The following is a 3,380-nucleotide window of genomic DNA, read 5'->3' as shown; positions in this document are numbered from 1 at the left end:
AAAACAAAACCCCTACCTGCATTCGCAGATAGGGGTTTCGGAATTTAATCTTGACGATGACCTACTCTCACATGGGGAAACCCCACACTACCATCGGCGATGCATCGTTTCACTGCTGAGTTCGGGATGGGATCAGGTGGTTCCAATGCTCTATGGTCGTCAAGAAATTCGGGTACCGAACCGTCTTTCGACGCTTCAGCAAATCGGGTATGTGATCAATTTGTGTACTGCAAACTTTCGGTGTCTTCGTCTTCATACACCGCAATCTGATGCTCTTTCGAGTAGTCAAATTGCTTGGGTGTTATATGGTCAAGCCTCACGGGCAATTAGTATTGGTTAGCTCAACGCCTCACAGCGCTTACACACCCAACCTATCAACGTCGTAGTCTTCGACGGCCCTTCAGGGAACTCAAGGTTCCAGTGAGATCTCATCTTGAGGCTAGTTTCCCGCTTAGATGCTTTCAGCGGTTATCTATTCCGAACATAGCTACCCGGCAATGCCACTGGCGTGACAACCGGAACACCAGAGGTTCGTCCACTCCGGTCCTCTCGTACTAGGAGCAGCCCCTCTCAAATCTCAAACGTCCACGGCAGATAGGGACCGAACTGTCTCACGACGTTCTAAACCCAGCTCGCGTACCACTTTAAATGGCGAACAGCCATACCCTTGGGACCGGCTTCAGCCCCAGGATGTGATGAGCCGACATCGAGGTGCCAAACACCGCCGTCGATATGAACTCTTGGGCGGTATCAGCCTGTTATCCCCGGAGTACCTTTTATCCGTTGAGCGATGGCCCTTCCATACAGAACCACCGGATCACTAAGACCTACTTTCGTACCTGCTCGACGTGTCTGTCTCGCAGTCAAGCGCGCTTTTGCCTTTATACTCTACGACCGATTTCCGACCGGTCTGAGCGCACCTTCGTACTCCTCCGTTACTCTTTAGGAGGAGACCGCCCCAGTCAAACTACCCACCATACACTGTCCTCGATCCGGATAACGGACCTGAGTTAGAACCTCAAAGTTGCCAGGGTGGTATTTCAAGGATGGCTCCACGCAGACTGGCGTCCACGCTTCAAAGCCTCCCACCTATCCTACACAAGCAAATTCAAAGTCCAGTGCAAAGCTATAGTAAAGGTTCACGGGGTCTTTCCGTCTAGCCGCGGATACACTGCATCTTCACAGCGATTTCAATTTCACTGAGTCTCGGGTGGAGACAGCGCCGCCATCGTTACGCCATTCGTGCAGGTCGGAACTTACCCGACAAGGAATTTCGCTACCTTAGGACCGTTATAGTTACGGCCGCCGTTTACCGGGGCTTCGATCAAGAGCTTCGCGTTAGCTAACCCCATCAATTAACCTTCCGGCACCGGGCAGGCGTCACACCCTATACGTCCACTTTCGTGTTTGCAGAGTGCTGTGTTTTTAATAAACAGTCGCAGCGGCCTGGTATCTTCGACCGGCGTGGGCTTACGCAGCAAGTGCTTCACCCTCACCGGCGCACCTTCTCCCGAAGTTACGGTGCCATTTTGCCTAGTTCCTTCACCCGAGTTCTCTCAAGCGCCTTGGTATTCTCTACCCAACCACCTGTGTCGGTTTGGGGTACGGTTCCTGGTTACCTGAAGCTTAGAAGCTTTTCTTGGAAGCATGGCATCAACCACTTCGTCGTCTAAAGACAACTCGTCATCAGCTCTCGGCCTTAGAATCCCGGATTTACCTAAGATTCCAGCCTACCACCTTAAACTTGGACAACCAACGCCAAGCTGGCCTAGCCTTCTCCGTCCCTCCATCGCAATAACCAGAAGTACAGGAATATTAACCTGTTTTCCATCGACTACGCTTTTCAGCCTCGCCTTAGGGACCGACTAACCCTGCGTCGATTAACGTTGCGCAGGAAACCTTGGTCTTTCGGCGTGGGTGTTTTTCACACCCATTGTCGTTACTCATGTCAGCATTCGCACTTCTGATACCTCCAGCAAGCTTCTCAACTCACCTTCACAGGCTTACAGAACGCTCCTCTACCGCATCATCCTAAGATGATACCCGTAGCTTCGGTGTATGGTTTGAGCCCCGTTACATCTTCCGCGCAGGCCGACTCGACTAGTGAGCTATTACGCTTTCTTTAAAGGGTGGCTGCTTCTAAGCCAACCTCCTAGCTGTCTAAGCCTTCCCACATCGTTTCCCACTTAACCATAACTTTGGGACCTTAGCTGACGGTCTGGGTTGTTTCCCTTTTCACGACGGACGTTAGCACCCGCCGTGTGTCTCCCATGCTCGGCACTTGTAGGTATTCGGAGTTTGCATCGGTTTGGTAAGTCGGGATGACCCCCTAGCCGAAACAGTGCTCTACCCCCTACAGTGATACATGAGGCGCTACCTAAATAGCTTTCGAGGAGAACCAGCTATCTCCGAGCTTGATTAGCCTTTCACTCCGATCCACAGGTCATCCGCTAACTTTTCAACGGTAGTCGGTTCGGTCCTCCAGTTAGTGTTACCCAACCTTCAACCTGCCCATGGATAGATCGCCCGGTTTCGGGTCTATTCCCAGCGACTAGACGCCCTATTAAGACTCGCTTTCGCTACGCCTCCCCTATTCGGTTAAGCTCGCCACTGAAAATAAGTCGCTGACCCATTATACAAAAGGTACGCAGTCACCCAACAAAGTGGGCTCCCACTGCTTGTACGCATACGGTTTCAGGATCTATTTCACTCCCCTCTCCGGGGTTCTTTTCGCCTTTCCCTCACGGTACTAGTTCACTATCGGTCAGTCAGTAGTATTTAGCCTTGGAGGATGGTCCCCCCATATTCAGACAAAGTTTCTCGTGCTCCGTCCTACTCGATTTCATGACTAAGAGATTTTCGCGTACAGGGCTATCACCCACTATGGCCGCACTTTCCAGAGCGTTCCGCTAATCTCAAAGCCACTTAAGGGCTAGTCCCCGTTCGCTCGCCACTACTAAGGGAATCTCGGTTGATTTCTTTTCCTCAGGGTACTTAGATGTTTCAGTTCCCCTGGTTCGCCTCTTGCACCTATGTATTCAGTACAAGATAACCATCTTATGATGGCTGGGTTCCCCCATTCAGACATCTCCGGATCAAAGTCTGTTTGCCGACTCCCCGAAGCTTTTCGCAGGCTACCACGTCTTTCATCGCCTCTGACTGCCAAGGCATCCACCGTATGCGCTTCTTCACTTGACCATATAACCCCAAGCAATCTGGTTATACTATGAAGACGACATTCGCCGAAAATTTGCATTTAGAACACAAATTTTACCTTAGCCTGATCCGTTACCAGTGAAAGTAACGTTCAGTCTATCTTTCTATCACATACCCAAATTTTTAAAGAACGATCTAATCAAAGATCAGAAATCAACATTCAC

At 50.7% G+C, this 3,380-nt stretch carries 2 rRNA genes; both read right to left on the bottom strand.

Annotation, left to right across the window (positions count from 1 at the left end):
- Positions 1-48 precede the first annotated feature (48 nt).
- Positions 49-164 (bottom strand): 5S ribosomal RNA (rrf, locus tag NR126_RS28250).
- Between the two features lie 141 nt (positions 165-305).
- Positions 306-3,198 (bottom strand): 23S ribosomal RNA (locus NR126_RS28245).
- Between the last annotated feature and the right edge of the window lie 182 nt (positions 3,199-3,380).

Origin of the sequence: Pseudomonas sp. Pse1 (genome assembly GCF_024519635.1) — a bacterium.
In the GTDB taxonomy this organism is placed as follows: Bacteria; Pseudomonadota; Gammaproteobacteria; order Pseudomonadales; family Pseudomonadaceae; genus Aquipseudomonas.
Note: the sequence above shows the minus strand (reverse complement) of the source record. Positions and strands in the feature narration are given on the sequence as shown.